Annotated in this window: 26 protein-coding genes and 2 tRNA genes; 22 read left to right on the top strand and 6 right to left on the bottom strand. The window is 42.5% G+C overall.

Going from position 1 to position 23,934, the window contains the following annotated elements; all coding sequences use genetic code 11:
* Window positions 1–150: 150 nt before the first annotated feature.
* The 10 genes from QMN06_RS08105 (at window position 151) to QMN06_RS08060 (ending at window position 7,592) form a co-directional block, all read left to right on the top strand.
* Window positions 151–393 carry an AbrB/MazE/SpoVT family DNA-binding domain-containing protein gene (locus QMN06_RS08105; RefSeq protein ID WP_281969620.1) on the top strand — a complete coding sequence of 81 codons (243 nt, stop codon included), beginning with the start codon at window positions 151–153 and terminating at the stop codon, window positions 391–393.
* A complete protein-coding gene (locus tag QMN06_RS08100; protein ID WP_281969619.1) occupies window positions 390–782 on the top strand; it encodes a type II toxin-antitoxin system VapC family toxin in 393 nt (130 codons plus the stop codon). The genes QMN06_RS08105 and QMN06_RS08100 overlap by 4 nt, the downstream gene beginning before the upstream one ends.
* A 98-nt stretch (window positions 783–880) precedes the next feature.
* A complete protein-coding gene (locus QMN06_RS08095) occupies window positions 881–1,672 on the top strand; it encodes an SDR family oxidoreductase (RefSeq protein ID WP_281969618.1) in 792 nt (263 codons plus the stop codon).
* Between the two features lie 62 nt (window positions 1,673–1,734).
* Entirely contained in the window at window positions 1,735–2,433 is a 699-nt protein-coding gene (locus QMN06_RS08090; RefSeq protein ID WP_281969617.1) for a CoA transferase subunit A, read from the top strand.
* A gap of 33 nt (window positions 2,434–2,466) precedes the next feature.
* Window positions 2,467–3,114, top strand: a complete 648-nt coding sequence (locus QMN06_RS08085; protein WP_281969616.1) for a CoA transferase subunit B — start codon at window positions 2,467–2,469, stop codon at window positions 3,112–3,114.
* Between the two features lies 1 nt (window position 3,115).
* Window positions 3,116–4,054 (top strand): cation diffusion facilitator family transporter, encoded by a 939-nt coding sequence (locus QMN06_RS08080; RefSeq protein ID WP_281969615.1) that lies wholly within the window; start codon window positions 3,116–3,118, stop codon window positions 4,052–4,054.
* A 209-nt stretch (window positions 4,055–4,263) separates the two neighbouring features.
* Window positions 4,264–5,076: an alpha/beta hydrolase gene (locus QMN06_RS08075; protein WP_281971753.1), complete on the top strand. Its 813-nt coding sequence runs from the start codon at window positions 4,264–4,266 to the stop codon at window positions 5,074–5,076.
* Between the two features lie 27 nt (window positions 5,077–5,103).
* Complete coding sequence (locus QMN06_RS08070; RefSeq protein WP_281969614.1) at window positions 5,104–7,047, top strand: HD domain-containing protein; 1,944 nt, start codon at window positions 5,104–5,106, stop codon at window positions 7,045–7,047.
* 15 nt (window positions 7,048–7,062) lie between these two features.
* Window positions 7,063–7,139 (top strand) — tRNA-Val (locus QMN06_RS08065).
* Window positions 7,140–7,241: 102 nt separating this feature from the next.
* On the top strand, window positions 7,242–7,592 hold the full coding sequence (locus QMN06_RS08060; RefSeq protein WP_281969613.1) for a hypothetical protein: 351 nt from the start codon (window positions 7,242–7,244) through the stop codon (window positions 7,590–7,592).
* Between the two features lie 437 nt (window positions 7,593–8,029).
* On the opposite strand, the gene QMN06_RS08055 is transcribed toward QMN06_RS08060, so the two are convergent.
* Window positions 8,030–10,123 carry an alkyl sulfatase dimerization domain-containing protein gene (locus QMN06_RS08055; RefSeq protein ID WP_281969612.1) on the bottom strand — a complete coding sequence of 698 codons (2,094 nt, stop codon included), beginning with the start codon at window positions 10,121–10,123 and terminating at the stop codon, window positions 8,030–8,032.
* A 229-nt stretch (window positions 10,124–10,352) separates the two neighbouring features.
* Here QMN06_RS08055 and QMN06_RS08050 point away from each other — a divergent pair, with 229 nt between their 5' ends.
* Window positions 10,353–10,565, top strand: a complete 213-nt coding sequence (locus tag QMN06_RS08050; RefSeq protein WP_281969611.1) for a zinc ribbon domain-containing protein — start codon at window positions 10,353–10,355, stop codon at window positions 10,563–10,565.
* 115 nt (window positions 10,566–10,680) lie between these two features.
* Here the strand turns inward: QMN06_RS08050 and QMN06_RS08045 are convergent, their stop codons facing one another.
* Window positions 10,681–11,415 (bottom strand): hypothetical protein, encoded by a 735-nt coding sequence (locus QMN06_RS08045; RefSeq protein WP_281969610.1) that lies wholly within the window; start codon window positions 11,413–11,415, stop codon window positions 10,681–10,683.
* A gap of 191 nt (window positions 11,416–11,606) precedes the next feature.
* Between QMN06_RS08045 and thrS the strand changes: the two genes are divergently transcribed.
* The 11 genes from thrS (at window position 11,607) to QMN06_RS07990 (ending at window position 20,868) form a co-directional block, all read left to right on the top strand.
* Window positions 11,607–13,517, top strand: coding sequence for a threonine--tRNA ligase (gene thrS / locus QMN06_RS08040; protein ID WP_281969609.1), 1,911 nt, complete (start codon window positions 11,607–11,609; stop codon window positions 13,515–13,517).
* 43 nt (window positions 13,518–13,560) lie between these two features.
* On the top strand, window positions 13,561–14,103 hold the full coding sequence (gene infC, locus QMN06_RS08035; protein WP_281971752.1) for a translation initiation factor IF-3: 543 nt from the start codon (window positions 13,561–13,563) through the stop codon (window positions 14,101–14,103).
* A 145-nt stretch (window positions 14,104–14,248) separates the two neighbouring features.
* Window positions 14,249–14,446: a 50S ribosomal protein L35 gene (gene rpmI / locus QMN06_RS08030; RefSeq protein ID WP_281969608.1), complete on the top strand. Its 198-nt coding sequence runs from the start codon at window positions 14,249–14,251 to the stop codon at window positions 14,444–14,446.
* Window positions 14,447–14,465: 19 nt separating this feature from the next.
* Window positions 14,466–14,828, top strand: coding sequence for a 50S ribosomal protein L20 (gene rplT / locus QMN06_RS08025; RefSeq protein ID WP_281969607.1), 363 nt, complete (start codon window positions 14,466–14,468; stop codon window positions 14,826–14,828).
* Window positions 14,829–14,839: 11 nt separating this feature from the next.
* Window positions 14,840–15,898 (top strand): phenylalanine--tRNA ligase subunit alpha, encoded by a 1,059-nt coding sequence (pheS, locus tag QMN06_RS08020; RefSeq protein ID WP_281969606.1) that lies wholly within the window; start codon window positions 14,840–14,842, stop codon window positions 15,896–15,898.
* A 37-nt stretch (window positions 15,899–15,935) separates the two neighbouring features.
* Window positions 15,936–18,395, top strand: a complete 2,460-nt coding sequence (gene pheT, locus QMN06_RS08015; RefSeq protein WP_281969605.1) for a phenylalanine--tRNA ligase subunit beta — start codon at window positions 15,936–15,938, stop codon at window positions 18,393–18,395.
* A 36-nt stretch (window positions 18,396–18,431) separates the two neighbouring features.
* Window positions 18,432–18,746: an integration host factor subunit alpha gene (locus tag QMN06_RS08010; RefSeq protein WP_281969604.1), complete on the top strand. Its 315-nt coding sequence runs from the start codon at window positions 18,432–18,434 to the stop codon at window positions 18,744–18,746.
* A 65-nt stretch (window positions 18,747–18,811) separates the two neighbouring features.
* The gene (locus tag QMN06_RS08005) at window positions 18,812–19,204 is read left to right on the top strand and encodes a MerR family transcriptional regulator (RefSeq protein ID WP_281969603.1); all 393 of its coding nucleotides are present in this window, start codon (window positions 18,812–18,814) and stop codon (window positions 19,202–19,204) included.
* Between the two features lie 17 nt (window positions 19,205–19,221).
* Window positions 19,222–19,298: transfer RNA gene (locus QMN06_RS08000), tRNA-Pro, on the top strand.
* Between the two features lie 41 nt (window positions 19,299–19,339).
* Window positions 19,340–19,846, top strand: a complete 507-nt coding sequence (locus tag QMN06_RS07995) for a hypothetical protein (RefSeq protein WP_281969602.1) — start codon at window positions 19,340–19,342, stop codon at window positions 19,844–19,846.
* A 182-nt stretch (window positions 19,847–20,028) separates the two neighbouring features.
* Window positions 20,029–20,868, top strand: coding sequence for an aldo/keto reductase (locus QMN06_RS07990; protein WP_281969601.1), 840 nt, complete (start codon window positions 20,029–20,031; stop codon window positions 20,866–20,868).
* Here the strand turns inward: QMN06_RS07990 and QMN06_RS07985 are convergent, their stop codons facing one another.
* From QMN06_RS07985 to QMN06_RS07970, 4 genes are all read right to left on the bottom strand, one after another.
* Window positions 20,869–21,864 (bottom strand): tripartite tricarboxylate transporter substrate binding protein, encoded by a 996-nt coding sequence (locus QMN06_RS07985; RefSeq protein ID WP_281969600.1) that lies wholly within the window; start codon window positions 21,862–21,864, stop codon window positions 20,869–20,871. It abuts the gene before it with no gap.
* A 20-nt stretch (window positions 21,865–21,884) separates the two neighbouring features.
* The gene (locus tag QMN06_RS07980) at window positions 21,885–22,988 is read right to left on the bottom strand and encodes a prolyl oligopeptidase family serine peptidase (protein WP_281969599.1); all 1,104 of its coding nucleotides are present in this window, start codon (window positions 22,986–22,988) and stop codon (window positions 21,885–21,887) included.
* A 251-nt stretch (window positions 22,989–23,239) separates the two neighbouring features.
* Window positions 23,240–23,527: a Fis family transcriptional regulator gene (locus QMN06_RS07975; protein ID WP_281969598.1), complete on the bottom strand. Its 288-nt coding sequence runs from the start codon at window positions 23,525–23,527 to the stop codon at window positions 23,240–23,242.
* Window positions 23,527–23,877 carry a type II toxin-antitoxin system RelE/ParE family toxin gene (locus tag QMN06_RS07970; protein ID WP_281969597.1) on the bottom strand — a complete coding sequence of 117 codons (351 nt, stop codon included), beginning with the start codon at window positions 23,875–23,877 and terminating at the stop codon, window positions 23,527–23,529. The genes QMN06_RS07975 and QMN06_RS07970 overlap by 1 nt, the downstream gene beginning before the upstream one ends.
* Between the last annotated feature and the right edge of the window lie 57 nt (window positions 23,878–23,934).

Below are 23,934 nucleotides of genomic sequence, written 5' to 3'. Positions count from 1 at the left end.
ATCTTCAATTATGACATTATCAGCAAAAGCCGTAAATTGAAGAAGTAATGATCACACGGTTCAATTGTTTTTCTGATGAGGACCATGTCAACCTTGACACGATATAATCCTTACTATAAAGTAAGGATTATATTAAAAGTAAGGATAAACATGAGTACAGCGACAGTAACCTCCAAAGGGCAGATCACCATACCAGCCACAGTTCGGACCGCGCTTGAAATTGAAGCCGGAAGTCGTATCGAATTTGTTGAGATGGAAAATGGTCAATTTATGATCGTTCCCATCGTAAGCCCCATTCAATCTCTCAAGGGCATGTTACGTAAACCACTAGTTCCCGTCAGCATCGAAGACATGAATAGAGCGATTGCAACGCAAGGAGCAAAATTGCGATGATCGGACTGGATACCAATGTTTTAGTGCGCTATATCGCCCAAGATGACATCAAGCAATCTGCCCTTGCGACAAACTTAATCAACTCTCTAACAAAAGAGTCGCCGGGTTTTATTACCCTTGTGTCGATTATTGAATTAGTGTGGGTCATGCAAAGTTGCTATCAATCGACAAAAATAGAAGTTGTCAAAATTCTTGAAACACTCATTGCTACACGAGAGTTGATGATTGAAAATACAGAAACCGTCATCAAAGCCATTCGGGTTTTTTCTGGCTCTAAAGCAGATTTTTCCGATTGTTTGATTGAGCGCTCTGCCAATAAGGCTGGTTGTGAATATAGCGTTACCTTTGATGTTGATGCTATTAAGCATGCAGGATTTAAGAGTCTTTAAATAGACTTAAATTTGAAATAGTGGGAATCATTTTTTGAGTTGCGTTCATTGCTGAAGTATTGAATACAATTCCAATACATCAAGATGAAGGAGATAGCATGGCGTATCAAATTGATTTAATAGGTAAAGTGGCATTCATCACGGGAGCTTCTAGTGGCTTAGGCGTGCAATTTGCAACATCTTTAGCCAATGCTGGTGCAACGGTTGTACTCGCAGCTCGCCGAATCGATCGTTTGCAAGCGCTTGCCAAAGAACTCGGGAACACAGGAGCCAAAGTTCATTGTGTGGCCCTTGATGTCACCTCAACTGCGTCCATTGAGCAAGCCACCGCTCAGGCAATACAACTCGCTGGCCCCATTGATATTTTGGTCAATAATTCTGGCGTCTCTACCACCCAGCGGATTGTGGACGTTACCGAAGCCGATTACGATTTTGTGCTGGACACCAATACCAAAGGTGCATTTTTTGTCGCTCAGGCCATTGGCAAGCAAATGATTGCCCGAGCCAAAAAAGCCCAAGGAGAGGGACAAGAACCACCGGCGCAACGCATCATCAATATTGCTTCTGTCGCAGGCATCCGGGTTCTTGCGCAAATCAGTACGTATTCCATGAGTAAAGCTGCCGTGATTCATATGACACACGCCATGGCGCTCGAATGGGGACGATATGGCATCAATGTCAACGCCATTTGTCCGGGATATATTAAAACCGAGATTAATGCCGATTATTGGGGAACTGAAGGTGGGCAAAAACTCATCCAAAAATTACCCCGTAAGCGCGTGGGACAAACACAAGACTTAGAAGGCCTTTTATTACTTCTAGCCAGTCCCGAATCCCGCTTTATCAATGGTTCCATTATGACTGCCGATGATGGCTTAGCCGTTCAATAAATCTCCATTAGAAAAAGGTATCATATAGAAAGTGAATTGATTTCAAAAATAGGGGAAAAGTGATGAATAAAGTATATGCCTCAACAAAAGAGGCACTACATGATGTTGTGAAAGACGGCGTCATGATGGCCGTGGGTGGATTTGGTATTTGCGGCATTCCGGAAGCGTTGATTGCTGGAATGAAAGAAAATGGCGCAAAAAATCTGACCGTGATTTCCAATAACTGCGGTATAGATGGTTACGGCCTTGGCATTTTGTTAGAAAATCGTCAAATCAAAAAAATGATTTGTTCATTTATTGGCGGTAATGCTGAATTTGAAAGACAGTTTTTAGCCAAAGAAGTCGAAGTAGAACTTACACCACAAGGAACCTTGGCAGAAAAATTACGTTCAGGTGGTTGCGGAATTCCGGCATTTTTTACCAAGACCGGTGTCGGTACACTTGTTGCTGAAGGTAAAGAGACTCGTGAGTTTGATGGTCAGACCTATTTGATGGAAAGAACCTTAACACCTGATGTTGGCTTGGTCAAAGCCTGGAAGGCAGATAAATCCGGTAATTTGGTTTATCACCTAACAGCTCGTAATTTCAATCCAGTTGCTGCCATGGCTGGAAAAATCACGATTGCTGAAGTGGAAGAGATTGTTGAGAATGGTGAATTAGATCCAGATCAGATTCATACACCGGGTATCTATGTCCACCGGATTGTGTGCAATCCAACCCCTGAAAAGCGTATCGAACAAAAAACGACACGTTCAGCATAACTTACAGATAAAGAATCATTAAGGAAAATTAACATGGCATGGACAAAAGATCAAATGGCAGCAAGAGCTGCCCAAGAATTAAAGGACGGGTTTTACGTCAATCTCGGGATTGGCTTACCGACCTTGGTGGCGAATCACATTCCTGAAGGAATGGAAGTGTGGCTTCAATCAGAAAACGGCTTAATGGGCATTGGCCCCTTTCCGACAGAAGCAGAAGTTGATGCTGACCTCATCAATGCAGGTAAACAAACCGTCACTACCTTACCAGGTTCCTCCATCTTTTCATCTGCGGACTCCTTTGGCATGATCCGTGCCGGTAAGATCAATGTGGCGATTTTAGGAGCCATGCAAGTCAGCTCCAAAGGTGATTTGGCCAACTGGATGATTCCTGGCAAGATGATCAAAGGCATGGGCGGTGCAATGGACTTAGTCGCTGGCGTTGGTCATGTCATCATTGTGATGGAGCATGTTGCCCGTAAAAAAGACGGTACTGAAGATTTTAAGATCTTGTCAGAATGTACCCTGCCATTAACTGGAGTGGGCGTTGTTGATCAGATCATTACTGATCTGTGTGTGATCAATGTCACACCAACAGGACTCAAGCTAACAGAACTCGCCCCTGGCGTTACTGTAGAGGATGTAATTGCCAAAACACCCGCGCCATTAGAAGTGGCGGTTTAACATGATGCATGGACACTCTCATCATACCCCTAAAGAGAGTGTCCACATTCATGAACTTCACGCTCACAAAGTAGGTGATACGCCGCATTCCCATGCCAAAGAAGTCACCAGTCAAAAAGTACTCTCGATTGCATTAGCCATCACCTTAGGTTTTGCCTTGGTCGAAGTGTTTGCAGGTTTTTATGCTAACTCCCTAGCACTAATATCTGATGCCGGACATATGGTAACCGACGCTGCTGGTCTTTTACTTGCCGTGATTGCGCAATATGTTTCTAAGTCACCACCATCGGCAAAATATTCATTTGGTTTAGGAAGAGCGGAAGCATTAGCTGCATTTGTCAACTCCGTTGCCATGATTGCCTTGATCGTTTGGATTACCGTGGAGGCGATTAGTCGTTTTCAAGATCCGCACGTCGTCGGTGGCTCTACCGTAACAATCGTCGCCGCTCTTGGGCTTGTTGTGAATCTGATTGTGGCGTGGATGTTGTCCCGAAATAATCAAAGCATGAACACCCGTGCTGCGTTGATACATGTAATGGGTGATTTACTTGGTTCAGTTGCAGCTTTAATTGCCGGTATTGTGATCCAGTACACCGGTTGGATGCAAATTGATCCGATTCTCTCTATGGTCGTATGCCTCATTTTGATTCGATCGACGGTTCATATTTTGCTCGAGTCGTATCATTTTTTAATGAAGGGCGTCCCCAGGCATATCGACTACATTCAAGTCGGAAAAGATTTACAAACCATTGATGGAGTTGTAGCCGTGCATGATTTGCACGTCTGGGAAATGACACCAGGATTTCCGGCACTCATTGGCCATATTGAAATCACCAATCTTAATCAATGGCCTATCACCATGGATTTGATTCGTGAGATGCTCATCAAAAAACACAGCATTGATCACGTCACTCTCCAACCCGAAATTAGTACCACTTAGAAAGCACGAACATGAAAAATACATCCTGGATCAGTCGATTGCGTGGGATGTTCAGTTCAACATTTGCGAGTGGACAAAGTGATTTTCCGGCCAAACCTAACCCGCAATCAGACTCACTTGTAAATGCCCCGAGCGTAATCCAACCCCCGAATCCTGCCGGCAGTGGTCAGGGTAGCGTGCAATGCATTAGCCCAGCCGGACTGCATCGCATGGCTTATTTAACTTGGGGCGATCCCCAAAACCCCAATGTACTACTTTGTGTCCACGGACTGACACGACGCGGTAGTGATTTTACCGAACTAGCAAGAGCCATGTCTGATCGATACTTTGTTGTCTGTCCAGATGTTGTCGGACGTGGCAACTCTGATTACTTAGCTAATCCGATGCTCTACGGTGTCCCACAATACGTCAGTGACATGGTCACCTTAATTGCGCATCTCAAGCCACAGACGCTCGACTGGTTTGGTACCTCGATGGGTGGTTTCATTGGTATGGTACTTGCAGGCCTAAAACATCAACCTATCCAACGACTCTTGCTCAATGATGTAGGACCGCGCATTGATCCCGCATTTTTTATGCGTTTAATGAAATATCTCAGTAAACCCGTTGTGTTTGCCACCCAAGATGAAGGCTTAGCCTATGTCAATGAACTCACCACCACGTTTGGGCGCCACACACCAGAACAGTGGCGAGAGCTTAACTTGCCACAACTCATCCAAAAGCAGGGGAAGTGGCATTTACATTATGACCCGCAAATCAATGCCCCCATTCTTGCCTCAAACCCCATGACTGCTCTTGCCGGAGAAAAAGCCCTTTGGAATAGTTTCGATGCCATTCAGATACCGACACTGATTGTGCGGGGTGCTGAGTCTGATCTTTTATCCCCTGCAACCGTCGCAGAAATGCTTAAGCGCAATCCCTATGCCAAGAGTATTGAGATCCCGCAAGCAGGTCATGCACCCGCCTTTATATTGCCCAATCACATACACATTGCACGGGAATTTTTTAGTAATTTGAACTAAAGAATTGATTTCGTATACATTGTTGATATGCGAGATACAAAGATCATCCAAGACGTCAAACAACCAGGAAATTCAGCGGAAAACCAAACCGAACGCACCTGGTTTGGTGAGACGCAAGCCGCGCATCTCCAGGGTATGCTAGCGATTGCCAAAACCCTCTATCTCGATGAATCTACCTTAACTGCCATCGCGCATCTAGACAGTACACTAAGTACACCTAAATTACAGGCGCAATTTGGGGAAGAGACGAGCAGTCTGATTAAAAGTTTTCAGGCATTAGAAGCCACCCGCAACAAAGCAGCGACAGGGCAAGTAGAAACCCTGCGTAAAATGCTGTTAGCTTTTTCACAAGACATTCGCGTTGTACTCATGTATTTATCCTCCAGATTGCAAACCCTACGTTGGGTGACACAACAAAAAATGGATGTACCAACAGAGTGGTCGGCGGAACTTTTAGAGATTGATGCTGCATTAGCCAACCGCTTAGGCGTTTGGCAAATTAAATGGGAGATGGAAGATTTAGCATTTCGGTGTATGGAGCCAAAAGCCTATTACGATATTGCAAAGCAGTTAGACGGCAAGCGTAACGCGCGACAAGCATTTATTAGTAACATCATGACGCAGTTTGAAACCTTATTACAAGAGCAGCGGATTCCTGCGCAGATCCAAGGACGACCCAAACATATTTATAGTATTTGGAAAAAAATGAAAGGGAAGTCATTAGACTTTACTGAACTCAGAGATATTAGCGCCATACGAATCTTAGTCGATACCGTGCCTCAGTGTTATGCCGTCCTCGGCATTGCCCATGACGTCTTTAAGCCCGTCTTACAAGAGTTTGATGATTACATTGCGAACCCAAAGCCCAATGGCTATCAATCCTTACACACCGTAGTAACCGATGACCATGGCACCATCTTTGAGATACAGATCCGTACCCAAGAGATGCATCATCAAGCTGAGTATGGCGTAGCAGCACACTGGCGATACAAAGAAGGTGTGCAGAACGGTACACTCAGTGATGCTGCACTATATGAGCAGCGGATTGCTTGGGCAAGACAATTGATTTCTTGGAAAGATGAAGCCTGGGAGCAGATGAAAGGTCAAAGCATCGATGATCACATTTATGCATTAACTCCCTTGGGACGAGTGATCCCCCTAGACCCAAATTCCACACCGCTTGATTTTGCTTATGCCGTGCATACCAATATTGGACACCGCTGCCGCGGAGCAAAGATTGACGGTCAAATGGTCACACTCGATACCATTGTCAAAAGTGGTCAAACCGTTGAGATCCTAACGGTCAAACAAGGTGGACCTTCCAGAGACTGGTTGCTGGCCGATAAAGCCTATGTAGCGTCCCACCGCGCTAAATCAAAAATTAGGGCATGGTTTCATGCGCAGGAGACCGAGCTCGAGCATAAAGATCATAAACCTGAAAAAGAGCTCAAAGAAAAACTAGAAGAAGAAACCAGTCCATCCCCAGAAATAATGCTTCGTCCCTCCAAGCGTAAAAGTGAAGGAGGAGATGTCTTGGTGGTTGGGGTGGATTCTCTCATGACTCAATTATCTAAATGTTGCCGACCCGTGCCCCCTGATGAGATATGTGGATTTGTGACCCGCGGGCGGGGCGTATCGATTCATCGCCAGCAGTGTGCAACACTCAAGCAACTTCTTCAAAGAGCACCAGAGCGCATCATTAAAACCGCTTGGGGAGCATCATCTCAAGCAGAAAAAGCCTTGTTTTCAGTAGAAATCTTTGTATTAGCTATCGATCGACAAGGTTTACTCAGAGATATCTCAGAGGTCTACTCCAAGCTCAAAATCAATGTGATTGGTGTCAACACCCTTTCTAGTAAAGGGATGGCTACGATGAGTTTTTCTGTGGAAGTTCACCAAGCTACGGACATCCAACTAGCCCTAAACGCATTATCTGAAGTCAAGGGGGTGACAGAGGTGGCAAGAAAGTGATAATATAGGCGTTTTAGGCTCGTAGCTCAGTTGGTTAGAGCACTACCTTGACATGGTAGGGGTCGCTGATTCGAATTCAGTCGAGCCTACCAATAATTTGTAAGTCATTGTTTTAAAAACTTAAATACTCGCTTGCTCGCGATCAGGACGCCCCATAAAAGGCAATGATCTTTTTAGTGTTTAAGGAGTTAACAATGACAGTACTTTTTGATGTTTTATGCGAAGGCTATCTAGCCAAAATGTCGATCAGAAAAGACGGGTCTCCCAACCCTCAAATCCGCAATCTGCAACATCGCCTGCAGTTCTGGAACCAGCACTTCGGTTCTATTCCCATTGATGAAATAAGCCCCGATATGGTCGATTCAGGCATTCTTGCGCTCGCCAGTAGGGGTAAGCTCAGACCCATCCGCAATCAAGCCACTGTATCGGCTCAGCAGCCTTTGTCTGGGGCCACAATTCAGCGCTATTTCAGTGAGCTTGCTGGTGCTTTTAAATACGACAGAAAGCAAAAACTCATGATAGTGACATCGCCGATGCAGATTTAGAAATGGAGACCAATCCAGATGATGTTTTAACTGAAATTGCTCGTTTAGAACTTCGTGAAAAAAATCAGGCTCATCATCGAAGAAAGCCTGAGTAATATAAAAAACTATGCTTGTAAGTGATGTTTGAATTCATTTGACGAGTAGTGTATTTGAATGTGTCGTAAAAATGGGGATTTTATAGAATAGAGGGGTTCATTGCAAACTAAGACAAGGTGAATGCTGTCCATGCTTTGACTTTAATAAGTTATTCTTGACCAATCATGAGGATGCTTTTTAAGCACTGCCTGAATTTAAAATGGATAACTTAGTGGGATTGTGAGCGGCAATTTTTCTTGATTAAATTGAGCCCAATCTACCAAAATAAAAAGCGAGAATTGTTAAACAATCCTCGCTTTTTTTATCCTCCTCAACGAAGCTGAGGTGGAATATTAAATCTATTACTGATGCAATTCAGCAGCTTCTTGAACAACGAGTGGATCTAATGTTTTTAGAGGAGCAGTTGTTTTAGATTTTGTACCAGGCATTAACTCAAAGTCAGGAGTGAAGCTAGTCAAACTACTACGTAAATCTTCAAAGACTTGACGATTACCATCAAACTTAGCCTTTTTCTCAGTAATTAGCTGATCAAAGGTTTTTGAGCCACCCATGACAGAATTTAAATCCGCACGATTGAGAGTGATGGTTAGATCAGGGTTTTTCGCTTGTTGACCTTTGATATTCGTCAGTGCTGAATTACTTAACTCGACCACAAACTTCTCGCCATTATCAGGAGTCACGAGATTAATCACGGATTTTTTTCCAGCCACTTTCTTCGAATCTAAAGAGATTGCTAAAGAGTTAAGCCAAAGTTCAGTAGGCATACCACGAATCAAGTCAGGGCCACTGGATTTAGGAGGAGTGCCAGGAGGCATACCGTTACGTAATTCATAGGCTGCGCCGAGGAAACTATTACGCACACTTGGACTTTCTTTTTGATAACCGATTTGCTCAAAAAGATCAGCTAACAAATCTTTCGCTTCCGAATTATTGGGTTCGGCATAGACCAGCTTATTGACAATCTCTACACCCTCAAGATATTTGCCATCATCAAAGAGTTTTTTACCTTTTGAGATGATTTTGCTATTTCCCCCCATCATCTCAACATATAAAGGTGCAGAATCTTTTGGTGATAGAGGAGTCAAGGTTGCAGGATTACCATCCCAGTAACCAATATAACGGTTAATCACTGCACGGCTATTATGTTCTTCTGAACCATGGTAGCTGTGCGCTGCCCATTTATTTTTTAAACTATCAGGTAATTTATAGACGTTCTGAATCTCATTAATTGTCACACCCTGATTGGCTTGGTGAAGCACTTCATTATTTAAGTAAGCGTACGTATCACGTTGAGTTCTCATGATGTCTTGGATGCGTGCATTACCAAAACGAGGCCAAGAGTGTGATGCAAACATCACTTCAGCTTGCGTGCCGTAGCGATAGAGAGCGTTATTAATATTCTTTGACCAAGCTAAAGCATCGCGGACGAGTGCGCCACGCAGCGTGTAAATATTGTGGATCGTGCCAGTAATATTTTCAGCAGCCCAAAATGCCTTCATGTCTGGGAAGTAGGTGTTCATTTCCGCAGGGGCTTCAGTACCTGGTGTATTTTGAAACTCCATCTTGACACCATCAATTACCATTTCTTCAAAAGGCTTAGAGATGTATTTTGTTGGTGCAATCAATCCTAAATTGCCGGCAGCTGTATTTTTACCAATCGATTGATCCACGTGACCAAAAGGACTTCTTGGGAGAAGCACGCCGTATTGAAAGAACATTCTACGAGTCATCGCATTTCCTGCGTAGACATTCTCAGCAACCGCAGCTTCCATAAAGCCTGCAGGAGCAATAATCTGAATTTTGCCAGCCTTTACAGCAGCCTCATCGGCGACACCACGAACACCACCAAAGTGATCACCATGAGAATGCGAGTAAATGACGGCAACAACTGGACGCTTACCAACCTTTTCATTAATAAAATCTAAAGCGGCTTTAGCCGTTTCTTTTGCTGTAAGAGGATCAAAGACAATCCAACCTGTATTGGTTTTAACAAAGGTGATATTGGCAAGGTCGAAGCCACGTACTTGATAGATTTTTCCAGGAAGTACTTCATATAAACCGTAAGCCATGTTCAGGATCGCTTGACGTTGTAATGAAGGATGAACGCTATCAAAGTTTTTACCTTGTAATAAAAATTCATAACTACCCATATCCCAGGCAACGTTGCCAGCTTCTGCCTTGATCGTCTTGTAAGGAGGTGCAGCAATAAAGCCTTTTTTAGCTTCTTCAAAATCAGTTTTATCTTCAAACGGTAAAGTCTTACGAGACATTTCTTGCATTTTTACCGTGTAGTTAGAAGGGTACTTTCCCTTTTTATCAAAGTGCTTGCCTTCCATAGCGCCTGGATCGGCAAGAACTGCACCACCTCCAGAAGCATATACCGTTGATGCTAATAGGCTGAGAGCGACTAGTAATGTTTTTTGAAGTTTTATCATAGTAATTTTCATAAAAATGAGGATTTAAAGAAGCAGACTTCCCAAAGATAGTGCATCTTTATGATATTTTTGTTACATCTCTTTGTTATTGAGAAATTAATATATATACACACGAATATTCCACAAAAATCCCTATTGAACGGAGGATGTAAACTAGAAAAATAAGTTGCTATGTAAAAAAGTCGCGACTTTTTTATATAGTTATATATGCTGGAGTCAATTGAAGACAATGTTGGAATACAAGTGCCATGAGGCAAGAGTTTTCTTTTTAGAGGTGAATGAGCGCCATACAACCCAAACCTGTTCTTCATGTGGCCAAAAACCACCGTCGCGGCCGAAAGGTATCGCAGGACTTGGACTAAGAGAATGGGCTTGCGACTGTTGTGCAGTGATCCACGATGAGACATTAATGCCAACAAGAAGATTCCCCGTATCGGACTAAATATGCTAGCAGTAGGAGCCTCGTAGTTAAATCAAGGGAGATTTGAACCCTCTTGCTTTAGCTATGGGAAGTAGTCGATTGTTCACTTCATCAATGATGTTGTTAAACCACGCGTTTACAAATGATCTCGCAAAAGTACTCCATAACCAGGTAATGTATTGACATGACCGAGTATTTTTAAAGCACCCCAAAGACTGACTTGATTGGTTGTCATAACGGGTTTACCTGTTTTTTGTTCGAGCTGGTCAATTACTTCCATCGTGAACCAGTTACCACAAGCGAGCATGATGGCTTCTACATCTGGACCATCGAGTTCTAAAGCCATATCATAGGCAGTAGAAGAATCAAGTCTGCCGATATCTAAATTCTTGGCAATACCGAGGGCTTTATGTCTAGGTACTTCAATCCCATTCGCTCTTAAGAACCCAACACTAAACTCATTGATTTCATCGGTCCAAGGTGCACAAAAGGCAAGACGTTTTACACCCAATACTTCAAGCGCTTGAATGGTAGCAGTCGCTGCAGTGGTCGCTGGTTTACCAGTCGAATCTTCCATCATCTTTTTGAGGGTTTGATCGTAACCTAAACCTTTTCGTGATGACGGTGCAGTTAAGCCAAGAAGAAGTACATCCACATCAGCATCAGCAAGAGTTGCAGATGCTTCACCTAATTTTTCGACGACCTTAATGGTAGAGTCAGCTTCTACGTGTGTCAGTTTCAGGCGTGAAATGTGTAAAGAAGTTCCCTTTGGTAAGGCGCTATAGTATTCTCGCTCTTGAACGGTATTCGATGATGGGATTAAAGAACCAATCCGTTTTAAAACCTGAGTGTTTGACTGAATAGTTGTCATTGACACGTCTCCTTAATTAATTTTTTTGATTTATTTACATCATAAAGTGTTTTTAATGAAGATTTTATTTTTATCATCATGTGCGTAACAGAACTAAAGGCATAAAAGGCTTGATATGCCTTAATTGTTTGATGAATCAATCGTTTATAATTATGTTTCTTACTCAATCTAGCGCGACAACTTAAATACTTATGCCCGTAGTTACCTTACCTGATGGCTCACAACGCCAATATGACGCTCCTTTAACTGTAGCTGAAGTTGCACAAAGTATTGGCTCTGGCCTTGCTAAAGCAGCTCTAGCAGGTAAAGTTAACCAAAACCTTGTTGACCTTAGTTACCTGATTGAGCAAGATATTGATCTTGCGATTGTGACGGATAAGGATCCTGAAGGATTAGAGGTGATTCGTCACTCGACAGCGCACTTACTTGCTTACGCCGTAAAAGAAATGTTTCCAGATGCACAGGTCACGATTGGTCCTGTGATCGACAATGGTTTTTATTATGACTTTGCTTATTCAAGACCCTTTACTCCAGAAGATCTTCTCGCTATTGAAAAGCGTATGGCTGAAATTGCCAAGAAAGATGAAAAAGTTACACGTACTGTTGTGCCTCGAGATGAAGCGATCAGTTATTTCAAAGGTTTGGGTGAGCATTACAAAGCGGAGTTGATTGAAAGTATTCCGCAGGGTGAAGATGTTTCGCTATACGCCGAAGGCAAATTTACGGACTTATGCCGTGGACCGCACGTGCCAAGTACTGGCAAACTCAAAGTGTTCAAACTCATGAAGGTCGCCGGTGCTTATTGGCGGGGAGATTCTAAGAATGAAATGCTTCAGCGAATCTATGGTACTGCCTGGACGAAGAAGGAAGATCTTGAGCAATATCTTCATATGCTCGAAGAAGCAGAAAAGCGTGATCATCGTAAGTTAGGTAAACAACTCGATTTATTCCATTTTCAGGAAGAGGCTCCAGGACTCATCTTTTGGCATCCCAAAGGTTGGAGTATTTGGCAGCAGGTTGAACAGTACATGCGCAAAATTTACGAAAACTATGGTTACCAAGAGGTTAAAGCGCCACAGATCTTAGATCGTGTTCTGTGGGAAAAGTCAGGGCACTGGGATAACTACAAAGACAATATGTTCACCACAGAGTCGGAGAACAGAACCTATGCTTTAAAGCCAATGAATTGTCCAGGACATGTCCTGATATTTAATTCAGGATTACATAGCTATCGTGACTTGCCACTTCGCTTTGGTGAATTTGGGCAATGCGTTAGAAATGAGCCATCAGGAGCTCTGCATGGACTCATGCGAGTCAGAGGTTTTACTCAAGATGACGGTCATATTTTCTGTACAGAGGACCAGATTCAGCAAGAAGTAGCCGATTTTGACAAATTGGTCAGAAGTGTTTACAAAGACTTTGGTTTTAAAGAAGTTGCTGTCAAATTAGCCCTCCGCCCAGAAAAGCGGGTTGGTGAAGATGTTATTTGGGATAAAGCTGAGGACGCATTGCGTGCGGCGATCAAGGCCTCTGGTCAAGAGTGGGAAGAGTTACCTGGCGAGGGAGCTTTTTACGGTCCAAAGCTCGAGTATCACCTCAAAGACTCGATTGGGCGTTCTTGGCAGTGTGGTACGGTTCAGGTGGATTTTTCCATGCCCGGACGTTTAGGTGCAGAGTATGTTGCTGACGACAATAGTCGAAAAGTGCCGGTTATGCTCCACCGAGCAATAGTTGGTTCATTAGAGCGATTTATTGGTATTTTGATTGAAAACCATGAGGGAGCTATGCCGACTTGGTTGTCACCTACCCAAGCGGTTGTGTTAAATATTTCAGATAATTCTGCTCAATATGCACAAAATGTCGCACAAATGCTAAAAAAACAAGGATTTAGAGCCTTTGCGGATTTGCGTAATGAGAAAATAACGTATAAAATACGAGACCATGCTTTACAAAAACATCCTTACTTAATTGTGGTGGGTGATAAAGAGCGTGATGGCAACTTAGTTGCTGTTCGTGCTAGAGGTGGAGATGATTTAGGCGTCATGTCGATTGAAGACTTCTCTAGCAGGCTCCAGAAAGATATTTCTCAAAAAGATGTCTGAAAAGAGCGTCTATAAAAAGACGAGCAGGAACAGTTATTGATAAATTGAGAGAAGAGGTAAAGATATCGCTACAGAAAAACTGCATCGTATTAACCGGGAAATAAATGTTCCTGAAGTGCGATTGATTGGTTCCCAAGGACAAGCATTAGGCGTTTTCAAGGTATTTGATGCATTGAAATTAGCTGAAGAGGAAGAAACGGATTTAGTGGAGATTGCTCCTACTGCGGTTCCTCCGGTTTGTAAGATCATGGACTACGGTAAGTTCAAGTATCAAGAGGCCAAGAAAGCGCATGAAGCTAAGTTAAAGCAGAAGGTAATTCAGGTAAAAGAAGTGAAGTTTAGACCTGGTACTGATGACGGTGATTACGGTGTGAAGTTGCGAAATCTGATCCGCTTTTTAGAAGAAGGCGATAAAACCAAGATTACGTTGCGTTTTAGAGGTCGTGAAATGGCCCACCAAGAAATTGGGATGCGAATGTTGGATCGTTTGAAAATTGATTTAGAGCCTTACGGAGTTGTTGAACAATTTCCGAAGATGGAAGGCAGACAGATGGTAATGGTTTTATCACCTGTTAAAAAGAAGTAGTGATAAAAGCGTAAGCTTTTAAATATGAGCGCAAGCTCAAAGCAGTGAGAGCGTCAAGCTCAATAGAAGTATGGCTGGGTTTTAAAAGTGTTATTGAATATGAATAACCACCTGAGCGATACAAATTAGTGAAAAGGGAGCAATCATGCCCAAAATGAAGAGCAAAAGCGGTGCAGCCAAGCGCTTTAAGGTTCGCGGAAGCGGATCGATTAAGCGTGGACAGGCGTTCAAGCGCCATATCCTAACCAAAAAGACAACGAAAAACAAACGTCACTTACGTGGTTCTGCAGAGGTTCATGAAACCAATGTGAAATCTGTTCGTGCGATGTTGCCGTACGCTTAATTGATAAAAGGAGAATCTCATGCCTAGAGTAAAACGCGGAGTCACAGCACGTGCCCGTCACAAAAAAGTAACCGACGCAGCCAAAGGCTATCGCGGTCGTCGTAGTAATGTATTCCGTATCGCTAAAGAAGCGGTGATGCGCGCTGGGCAATATGCCTATCGTGACCGTCGTAATAAGAAGCGTACTTTCCGTGCTTTATGGATTGCGCGGATTAATGCGGCAGTTCGTGAACATGACTTAAGCTACAGTGTATTTATCAATGGCCTGAAAAAAGCGGAAATTGATCTCGATCGCAAAGTCTTATCTGACATGGCGATTCATGACAAGCCTGCTTTTGCTGCCTTGGTCGAAAAGATCAAAACTGTTCAAGCTGCAGCTTAAGTAAGTAGTGTATGGTTGATTTAGATCAACTGGTCAAAGAAGCTACTGAAAGTTTCTCCTCCACCAGCGACGCGGTCGCTTTGGAGGAGGTCAAGGCAAAATATCTCGGTAAGTCAGGTCTCTTGACAGAAATGCTCAAGGGACTTGGTAAGCTCGACCCAGACATCAGAAAAACCGAAGGTGCGCGTATCAATCTTGCCAAAGCGTCTATTGAAGGTGCTTTGCAGGTAAGACGTGCCCAACTCGCGGATGATCTCTTACAAGCAAGACTTTCCCAAGAGGCGATTGACGTGTCCTTGCCCGGTCGTGGCAGAGGGATGGGCAGTCTACATCCTGTAATGCGCACCTGGGAGCGTGTAGAAGAAATCTTTCATTCGATTGGATTTGATGTAGCTCAGGGCCCTGAAATCGAAAACGATTGGTTTAATTTTACAGCCCTTAATAGTCCAGAGAATCATCCTGCAAGATCCATGCAAGATACCTTTTATGTGGAAGGTCATGATGTGCAGGGCAAGTCTTTACTACTAAGAACCCATACAAGCCCGATGCAAATTCGGTATGCCAGTGAGGCAGTCAAACAACACTTAGCTACTTTTGGTAATTTAGATGATATGCCTGAGATTCGTGTGATTGCACCCGGTAGAACGTATCGTGTGGATAGTGATGCAACGCACTCACCGATGTTTCATCAAGTCGAAGGATTATGGATTGGTAAAGATGTGACCTTCGCTGCATTGAAAGGTATTTACACACAATTCTTAAAAGCCTTTTTTGAAAACGACGCACTTAATTTACGTTTTCGTCCATCGTATTTTCCGTTTACAGAACCATCCGCTGAAATTGATATTGCGTTTCCCTCTGGAAAATTAGCAGGCCGATGGTTAGAGATTTCTGGTTCAGGACAAGTCCACCCAACCGTCATTCGGAATATGGGTTTAGATCCTGAAGAGTATATTGGCTTTGCCTTTGGTTCAGGATTAGAACGGCTCACGATGTTACGTTATGGCGTTGATGATTTACGTTTATTCTTTGAAAACGACTTACGTTTTTTAAATCAATTTCCAGCTTAGTTCATATTCCTTAGTACATATTCAATAGAGACTTTATATGCAATTTTCCGAATCATGGCTAAGACAGTTTGTTAATCCGCCCATCACGACCGATGCCCTTGAGCATTTAATGACAATGGCAGGATTAGAAGTAGAAGAAACAAAAAAATTAGCGCCACCATTTCATTCTGTTGTTGTTGCCGAAATACTTGAAGCAACCCAACATCCCGATGCAGATCGTTTACGCGTTTGTAAAGTATCAGTGGGTACTCTTTCGCCAGAGCCCCTGCAAATTGTGTGCGGCGCACCCAATGCGCGCGTAGGTATTAAGATTCCGTGTGCCATGGTTGGTGCAGAGTTGCCACCTGGTGAAGATGGTAAAAGCTTCAAAATTAAGATTGGTAAATTACGTGGCGTAGAGAGTTACGGCATGCTGTGTTCTGGTCGAGAAATTGGTCTTGGTGAAGATCATGCTGGCATCTATGAGTTGCCACTTGACGCACCGGTTGGTACTAATATTCGTGAATACTTGGGCCTGGATGACACCATCTTTACCATCAAGCTCACTCCAAATAAAGCAGATTGTTTATCTGTTTTTGGGATTGCTAGAGAAGTTAGCGCATTAACTGGATCACCTCTGCTTGAGCGTCCTAACTTTAAAGTTAAAGAAACCATCAAAGATCGTTTACAAGTTCATGTGCTTGATAAAGCCCTTTGTGGCCGATTTGCAGGACGTATCATCAAAGGGGTCAATGCCAAAGCAGTGAGCCCCGCATGGATGGTACGACGCTTAGCTAGTAGTGGACAAAGAAGTATCTCGGCACTAGTTGATATCTCCAACTATGTGATGTTAGAGATGGGACAACCTACGCATATTTTTGATTTGGAAAAAATCAAAGGAGAATTGCAAGTTCGCTTTGCCAAACCAGAAGAAAAAGTTCTGTTACTCAATGGTCAAGAAGTAAGCTTGGGTAATATCTCTTTGCCCGTCGGAGTGATTACCGATGACCAAGGGATTGAGAGTATCGCTGGCATTATGGGGGGCGATCACTCAGCGGTCACTTCAGATACTAAGAACATTTATATTGAATCTGCTTTTTGGTGGCCAAGCGCCATTCAGGGCAGAGCAAGGCAACTGAAGTTCTCGACCGATGCGGCGTTTCGGTTTGAGCGTGGTGTGGATCCTGACCGTACCGTGAAGTATTTAGATTATGTTGTCCAACTTGTTCAAGAAATTTGTGGTGGGGAGATAGGTCCCCTTGACGATCAGATTTTTGAATTGCCAAAAAGTCATCAAATCACCTTGCGGGTTCCACGAGTAGAAAAGATCTTAGGTATCCAGATGGACGGCAATCAAATCAGTGAGTATTTTGATGGCTTAGATTTTTCGTATGCAAGAATGCATCCAGGTACACCGCAAGAGGTATTCGTGGTGGAGACACCAAGATATCGCTTTGATTTACAGATTGAAGAAGACTTAATCGAAGAGATCGCGCGTTTATATGGTTTTGAAAATATTCCGGAACTCGCACCACAAGCCAGTATCCGCGTCAAAACCACGAACGAGACCAAGCGTAGTATGCACGCTTTGCGTCACACGATTGCCGCACAGGATTATCAAGAAGTGGTTAATTATGGCTTTATTGATCAAGAGTCAGAAACCATTATTAGTAACAATTCGCAACCCATCCCGGTACTGAATCCTCTTGCCGAACAATTTGCCGTAATGCGTAGCTCACTGCTGGGTGGATTAGTTCACAACCTCAAAACCAACCTCAACCGCAAGGCAACCCGCGTTCGGATCTTTGAGCTTGGAAGAGTATTTACGCGTAATCAAAACATCCAAGACGGTCCACTCAGTGTCGCCGGCATGGAGCAACCGATGCGTATCGGTGGTTTAGCTTATGGTGATGTGGAATCAGAACAATGGGGAAGTGCCTCGAGAAGAATTGATTTTTTTGATGTCAAAGCCGATCTAGAAGCGATTTTGCAGCCTCTCACCATTACGACGCAAGCAGCGCAGCATCCAGCGTTTCATCCAGGTAGAAGTGCTGTGGTTTTCAAACAAGATGCTTCAGGAAATCGTCTTGAAATCGGCTTTATCGGTGAATTTCATCCCAAATTACAACAGCACTTTGGATTTGCTTTAGCGCCAGTGCTATTTGAGATTGATTTGGAAAAGGTTTTAGCGATTGATTTACCTAAACTAGTCGAACCAAGTAAGTTCCCATCGGTGGAGCGTGACTTGGCGATTGTTCTTCAAGCCAATATCCCTGCACAAAAAGTGCTTGATGCTTTGCATCAAGCAGCATCTCGTTTGGTCACACATATTGCTCTTTTTGACGAATTTAGACCTACACCTGAGCGTTTAAGTGGGATGCAATTGGATGAAAAGAGTTTAGCTTTTCGGGTAACTTTGTCGGACGATGCTCAGACTTTGCAGGATACTGATGTGGAAAATGCAATTAAACAACTTTTAGATCAAGTTCTTATTCAATTTTCCGCGAGATTAAGGTAGCATACACTTCTAACTATAAGATTTAAAGAGATAATTATGGAAAATACCCCAGCAACAATAACAAAAATAGAATTATCAGAAGCAATATTTGATCACGTTGGACTCAATAAACGTGAAGCAAAAGAGATGATAGATGCTTTTTTTGAGAACATTGCACATCATTTAGAGCGTGGTATCGATGTAAAGATTTCTGGGTTTGGTAATTTTCAGCTCAGAAATAAAACAGCAAGACCAGGACGTAATCCTAAAACTGGACAAGAAATACCCATCAGTGCAAGAAGAGTAGTGACGTTTCATGCCAGTCAAAAGTTAAAAGATGCGATAGACAGTAAAGATATTAAGGTAGTTTAATTAAGTAGAACCGAAGTAAATACCAGTTTTAGCAAACACTTGTATCAAACCCAAACACACCGAATATGAATTTACCCACTGAACTCTCGTTAAGCGATATCAAAGAAACCCAAAAGGTTACTTTGCCGCCGATACCTGCCAAGAGATATTTCACTATTGGTGAAGTAGGGGACTTGTGCGCTGTCAAGCCACACGTACTGCGTTATTGGGAGCAGGAGTTTAATCAACTCAAACCTCAGAAGCGCAGAGGTAATAGAAGATACTATCAGCACCATGAAGTGGTGCTTATCAGAAGAATCAGAGACTTACTTTATAACGATGGCTTTACCATCCATGGTGCTAAAAATCGCTTAGAAGAGTTAGATAGTCAAGGTCAGATTAGAACTGAACTTGAAGCTGTATTCAACATTTTGGGTGATTTACGCAAACTTGTTGATCACTCCAAATCTGTCAACTGATATAATTTAAAGCTCGTCGGGGCGTAGCGCAGCCTGGTAGCGTACTTGCATGGGGTGCAAGGGGTCGTGTGTTCGAATCACACCGTCCCGACCAATTATATAAAAGTTTTGAGATACTCTTTTCTCTAAAGATCTATGAAAAAAACATTAATATTCTTAAGTTTATTGATCTCGAGCTTTTCTTTTGCTCAGAGTAATTTGCCGACTTGTAATAGGGATTATTTAGGGAGTTGTTATGGGGGGACTTATTCTGGGGGAGATAAATATATTGGCGAATTTAGGGATGGTTTAGCGCATGGGTATGGAACAGTTACTTACTCGAATGGCGATAAATATTCTGGGCAATTTAAAGATAACAAATTTAATGGTCAGGGCACCTATACTTATCCAGACGGTAGTAAATTTGTGGGGCAACATAAGGACAATAAACGAAGCGGTTATGGTATTTATTACTATTCAAATGGAACAATTTATCAACAAGGCATTTGGAAAGATAATGAGTTTATTCAACCTCAGACTCCTCCTAAGCCGCCTGTTAACCCGCCATCAGTTCAAAGTAATCCACATGATATCAAGCGTCAAAAATGTATTCGCTTAGGTCTAATTCCAGGTAGTGCTGATTTTCAGCAGTGTATGAATTGAGAGAAAAAAATCTGAGTAACAAGGGGACGTTTTTTTCGAATAACACCGCCTCGATCAATGAAGGCAATGATAAGATAAGATAAGAGTACCCTCTTTAATCGTGACGTTAGACTGACATCGGTTCATTCAAGAGTCCAGATCAACGATGATCGCCTAATAATTAAATACTAAAAGGAGCGCATATGATTAATTCAACATCTGTACCTGTTATTACCTCTCAAGGATGCAGTATTCCTCAAATTGGTTTTGGAACTTCTCAATTAGGAGACTGTGCCGAACTAGTTTGCCATGCCTTAAAATTAGGATATCGACATATTGACACCGCCTGGAAATACGGCTCAGAAAAAGGAGTGGGTGAAGGTATACGTGCATCTGGTGTGCCACGCAGCGAGATATTTTTAGTAACAAAAGTCTCCCACGAATACCTCTCGAAAGATGCTTTTGCGAAATCAGTTGATGAGAGTTTGAAAAATCTTCAAGTCGATTATGTTGATATGCTGCACGTACACTGGCCAACGATTGACAATATTCCAATGGCTGAAACAATGACTGCGTTAGCGCTAGCAAAGCAACAAGGATTAACTCGCCATATTGGTGTAGCGAACTTTAATATTGCCTTACTTGAGCAGGCTATGTCGCTCTGCCCTGAACCCATTGTTTCTTTACAAGCGGAGTATCATCCCTACCTAGATCAGAGTAAGATATTAGCGTTTTGTAAAAGCAAAGGCTTAATTTTTACGGCTTATTGTCCACTAGCGCGTGGTCGTTTATTTGATGATCCAGTCCTCTCCCAGATAGCAAGAAATAAGGATAAATCCATCGCACAAATTGTTTTACGATGGCTCACTCAACAAGGGCAGATTATTCCAATTCCAAGATCGTCTAATCCCGAGCGTATTGCGCAGAACTTAGATATACTTAATTTCACGCTATCCCCATCAGAAATGGAACAAATCCACTCACTAGCTAAACCGGATGGAAGAATAGCAAACCCAGCTGGCAGAGCACCAATTTGGGATTAACTATTCAGATTTAATCCCTGCCGCTTTAATGACTGTTGCGTTACTATTAAGTTCATCCTTAATTAATTGATCAAATTGCTCAGGGGTCATTGGCATTGCTTCTGCTCCTAGACTGACTAAGCGATCTTTGACTTCGTTGTCTTGCAGCGCTTTTAAAGTGGATTGATTTAATTTATTTACAATATCTCGGGGAGTTTTGGAAGACACCAACATGCCGATCCAAAATAAATATTCTGATTTAGCAATACCCGCCTCAGCTAATGTAGGGACGTCCGGTAATTGGGATGATCGCTTTGGTGTGCTCACTGCTAAAGGAATTAATTTGCCTGCTTTAATCATGGGTAAGGCTGAGACTAAGGGCGCAAAAAAGTAATCTATGCGCCCAGTCATCGTCTCAGTAATTGCCTCAGGAGAACCCTTGTAGGGCACATGAATCGCGTCAATGCCAGTTGCTAATTTAAATTTTTCTGCGCTCATATGCGTTGCACTGCCTAAACCAGCCGACGCATAATTGAGTTGTCCGGGCTTATCTTTAGCAGCTGCTACGACATCCTTGACCGATTTATAACCTTTATTTGGCGATACAACCATGACATTTGGGACTACTGCAAGAGGTGTCACAGCAGAAAAATCTTTCACTGGGTCATAATTTACCTTGTTGATCAGAGGCAAAACAGTGTGCGCTCCCGTATAAACAAATATAGAGTGTCCGTCTGCAGGAGAATTTAAAATGGTTTGAATCGCAAGAGTCCCAGAGGCTCCAGGCTTATTCTCTACGATGACAGAAACTCCAAATTCATTCTGCAATTTTTCTGCAATAGATCGAGCAATAATATCTGAGGCGCTACCTGCAGTTGCCCCAGAAATCAATTTGATTGGTTTACTTGGGAAGGTTTGGGCAAAACCATTTAAATGGGTTAGTCCAAGACCCATACTAAACAACAAAACATAAGTTAAATGTATTGCTTTACTTCTAGTCAATCGCCATTGAGTCATTTTTTTCCTATTCAAAATTACTATATACGTGGCAAATCTAATTGCTCAGCCATCCAATCTGCTGTTCGATGTCGATATCGGTAAGGGCGGTTATTCGCAATATGATTACCATCTTCGACAATTAATAGTTCTGTTGAGCCAGAAGCCTCATCTGCCATTCGCTTGGTATCCTGCCAAGGTATTAACCGATCTAACTTGCCAGTAACTAAAAACAAAGGGCAAGTAATTTGTTGAGCAATGCCATTTTTCATCGTCAGCGTTTGACTATATTCCTTCGCCTGCGCCTCAGTCGCCAAATGACTTCTGACCCGAAATGCCTCTCTAGTAAGTGGTGGCAACTGCTCCCAAGTATCAGAAAAATCATAAGGTCCCGCAAGACCAATACAAGCTTTCAAGCGTTTTTCAAAAGCAGCTGCTCGAGGAGCGTAGTAGCCACCTAAGCTCACACCCCATAAACCAATCCGGGAATGATCAATATCATTTCTCAGCATCAACCAGTCGACCATTGCCTTGACAGGCACCTCATAATCCCCACGAATTGGGAAATCATATTCAGCTTCACCTTGGCCTGGACCATCTACCAATAAAGTAGCCATGCCTCGTGCCAAAAAAGGGAGCTCATAAGCTTCAAGCTCTTCTTTAGCTGAGTCTAGGCCTGGCACCATAATGAGTACGGGTGGTTTTTGATGATTGCTTGATGCTCCATTGTTATTGGCAGCATGAGGCAATCTTAAGAAACCAGCCAAAGTCTTTCCTAAATAAGGAATTTCAACGCGTACCGCTGGTGGGCGCATATGTGGCAATGCTAATTGTTTACATTCAACCGCCTTCATGTGAGCTGCCCTCATCTCACCAATATCATGTACCGATACGAATTTGGCAAAATGATAATACACCGCAGCGCGGGATAAATGCTCACTAGCACTGAAGAAATATTGTTGCTCTAATGCCTCTTTTCCGAGATTTTCGTGGACAAGGGCTCTTTTACTCCAAGCACTAGTCCAATCCTCCCAGCGATCAATTCCTTGTGTCACTTCCTGAAAATCGGTCAGTAAAATACCATTGGACACAAAACGTGGTGCCCAATGGGCAATAGCTGATTCAACTCGTGGATCTTTACTCATTAAACTTCTGTCTCCTTAGGCATACACCTGCATGCAAGACTCACAAAGTACGTGTGAGAAATGATGTTAGTGGTTTTATAAATATAATATCTATCATATCCAAAAATCACAACTAAGCAACTATTTTTTAAAGTGCCACAAATAACAGAAAATACAATTCCTAAATAGTTTACTTTTTAGGGGGTACTACACAGTCTCAGTTGATTTTCAGTGGTGCATGAATTAATTATGATGGGGTAAGCACTTTATTTTTAAGCTGGTATGAGTTTGATCTGAATTTTTTTACCTAAAACAACAGCTGCACTAGATAGTGTAGCTAAAGTTAAGCTTGTATCTGTTTCATCTAAAAGTCGATTCAGTGAAGCACGACTGGTGTGCATCATTTGTGCCATTAATGTTTTATTTATATTTTGTTTTTCCATTGCTTGTTCGATTTGCCATGCAATCACTCTTTTGACAGCAATTGCTGTAGCTTCTTGCAAAAGAGATTCTTCATTTAAGAAATCATCAAAATCAGAACCAATATATTTTGACTTCATTAAATTATTCCTTTCAGTTTTTTGATTCGACTGCGTGTAAGCTGCAAATCGGGCAGCGGTGTTTTTTGCTGTTTTTTTATAAAACCGTATATCAAAACCATAAAATCTTTTTCGCAAAGAAATAAAACTCTTGCAATGCGATGACTTTGCAACCTACTTCTTACTTCCCATAATCCAGATTCAATAAAACCTACAAGAGGCATACCAAGAGGCCAACCAAATTGAACTGTTTTAATATCTGCACCGATAACTTTTTTATCGATTAGATCTAGTTGCTTTAGCCACTCTCTAACAGGTTCTGAGCCAGAATCTGTTTTGTAAAACTTAACTTTTAATTTGATTGGAGACATGAAAATATTGTATCAAAAAAGATACGTTATGTAAAGAATATGATCAATCTAGCTCAA

Origin of the sequence: Polynucleobacter sp. SHI8, from assembly GCF_027944005.1 — a bacterium.
GTDB lineage: Bacteria > Pseudomonadota > Gammaproteobacteria > Burkholderiales > Burkholderiaceae > Polynucleobacter.
Note: the sequence above shows the minus strand (reverse complement) of the source record. Positions and strands in the feature narration are given on the sequence as shown.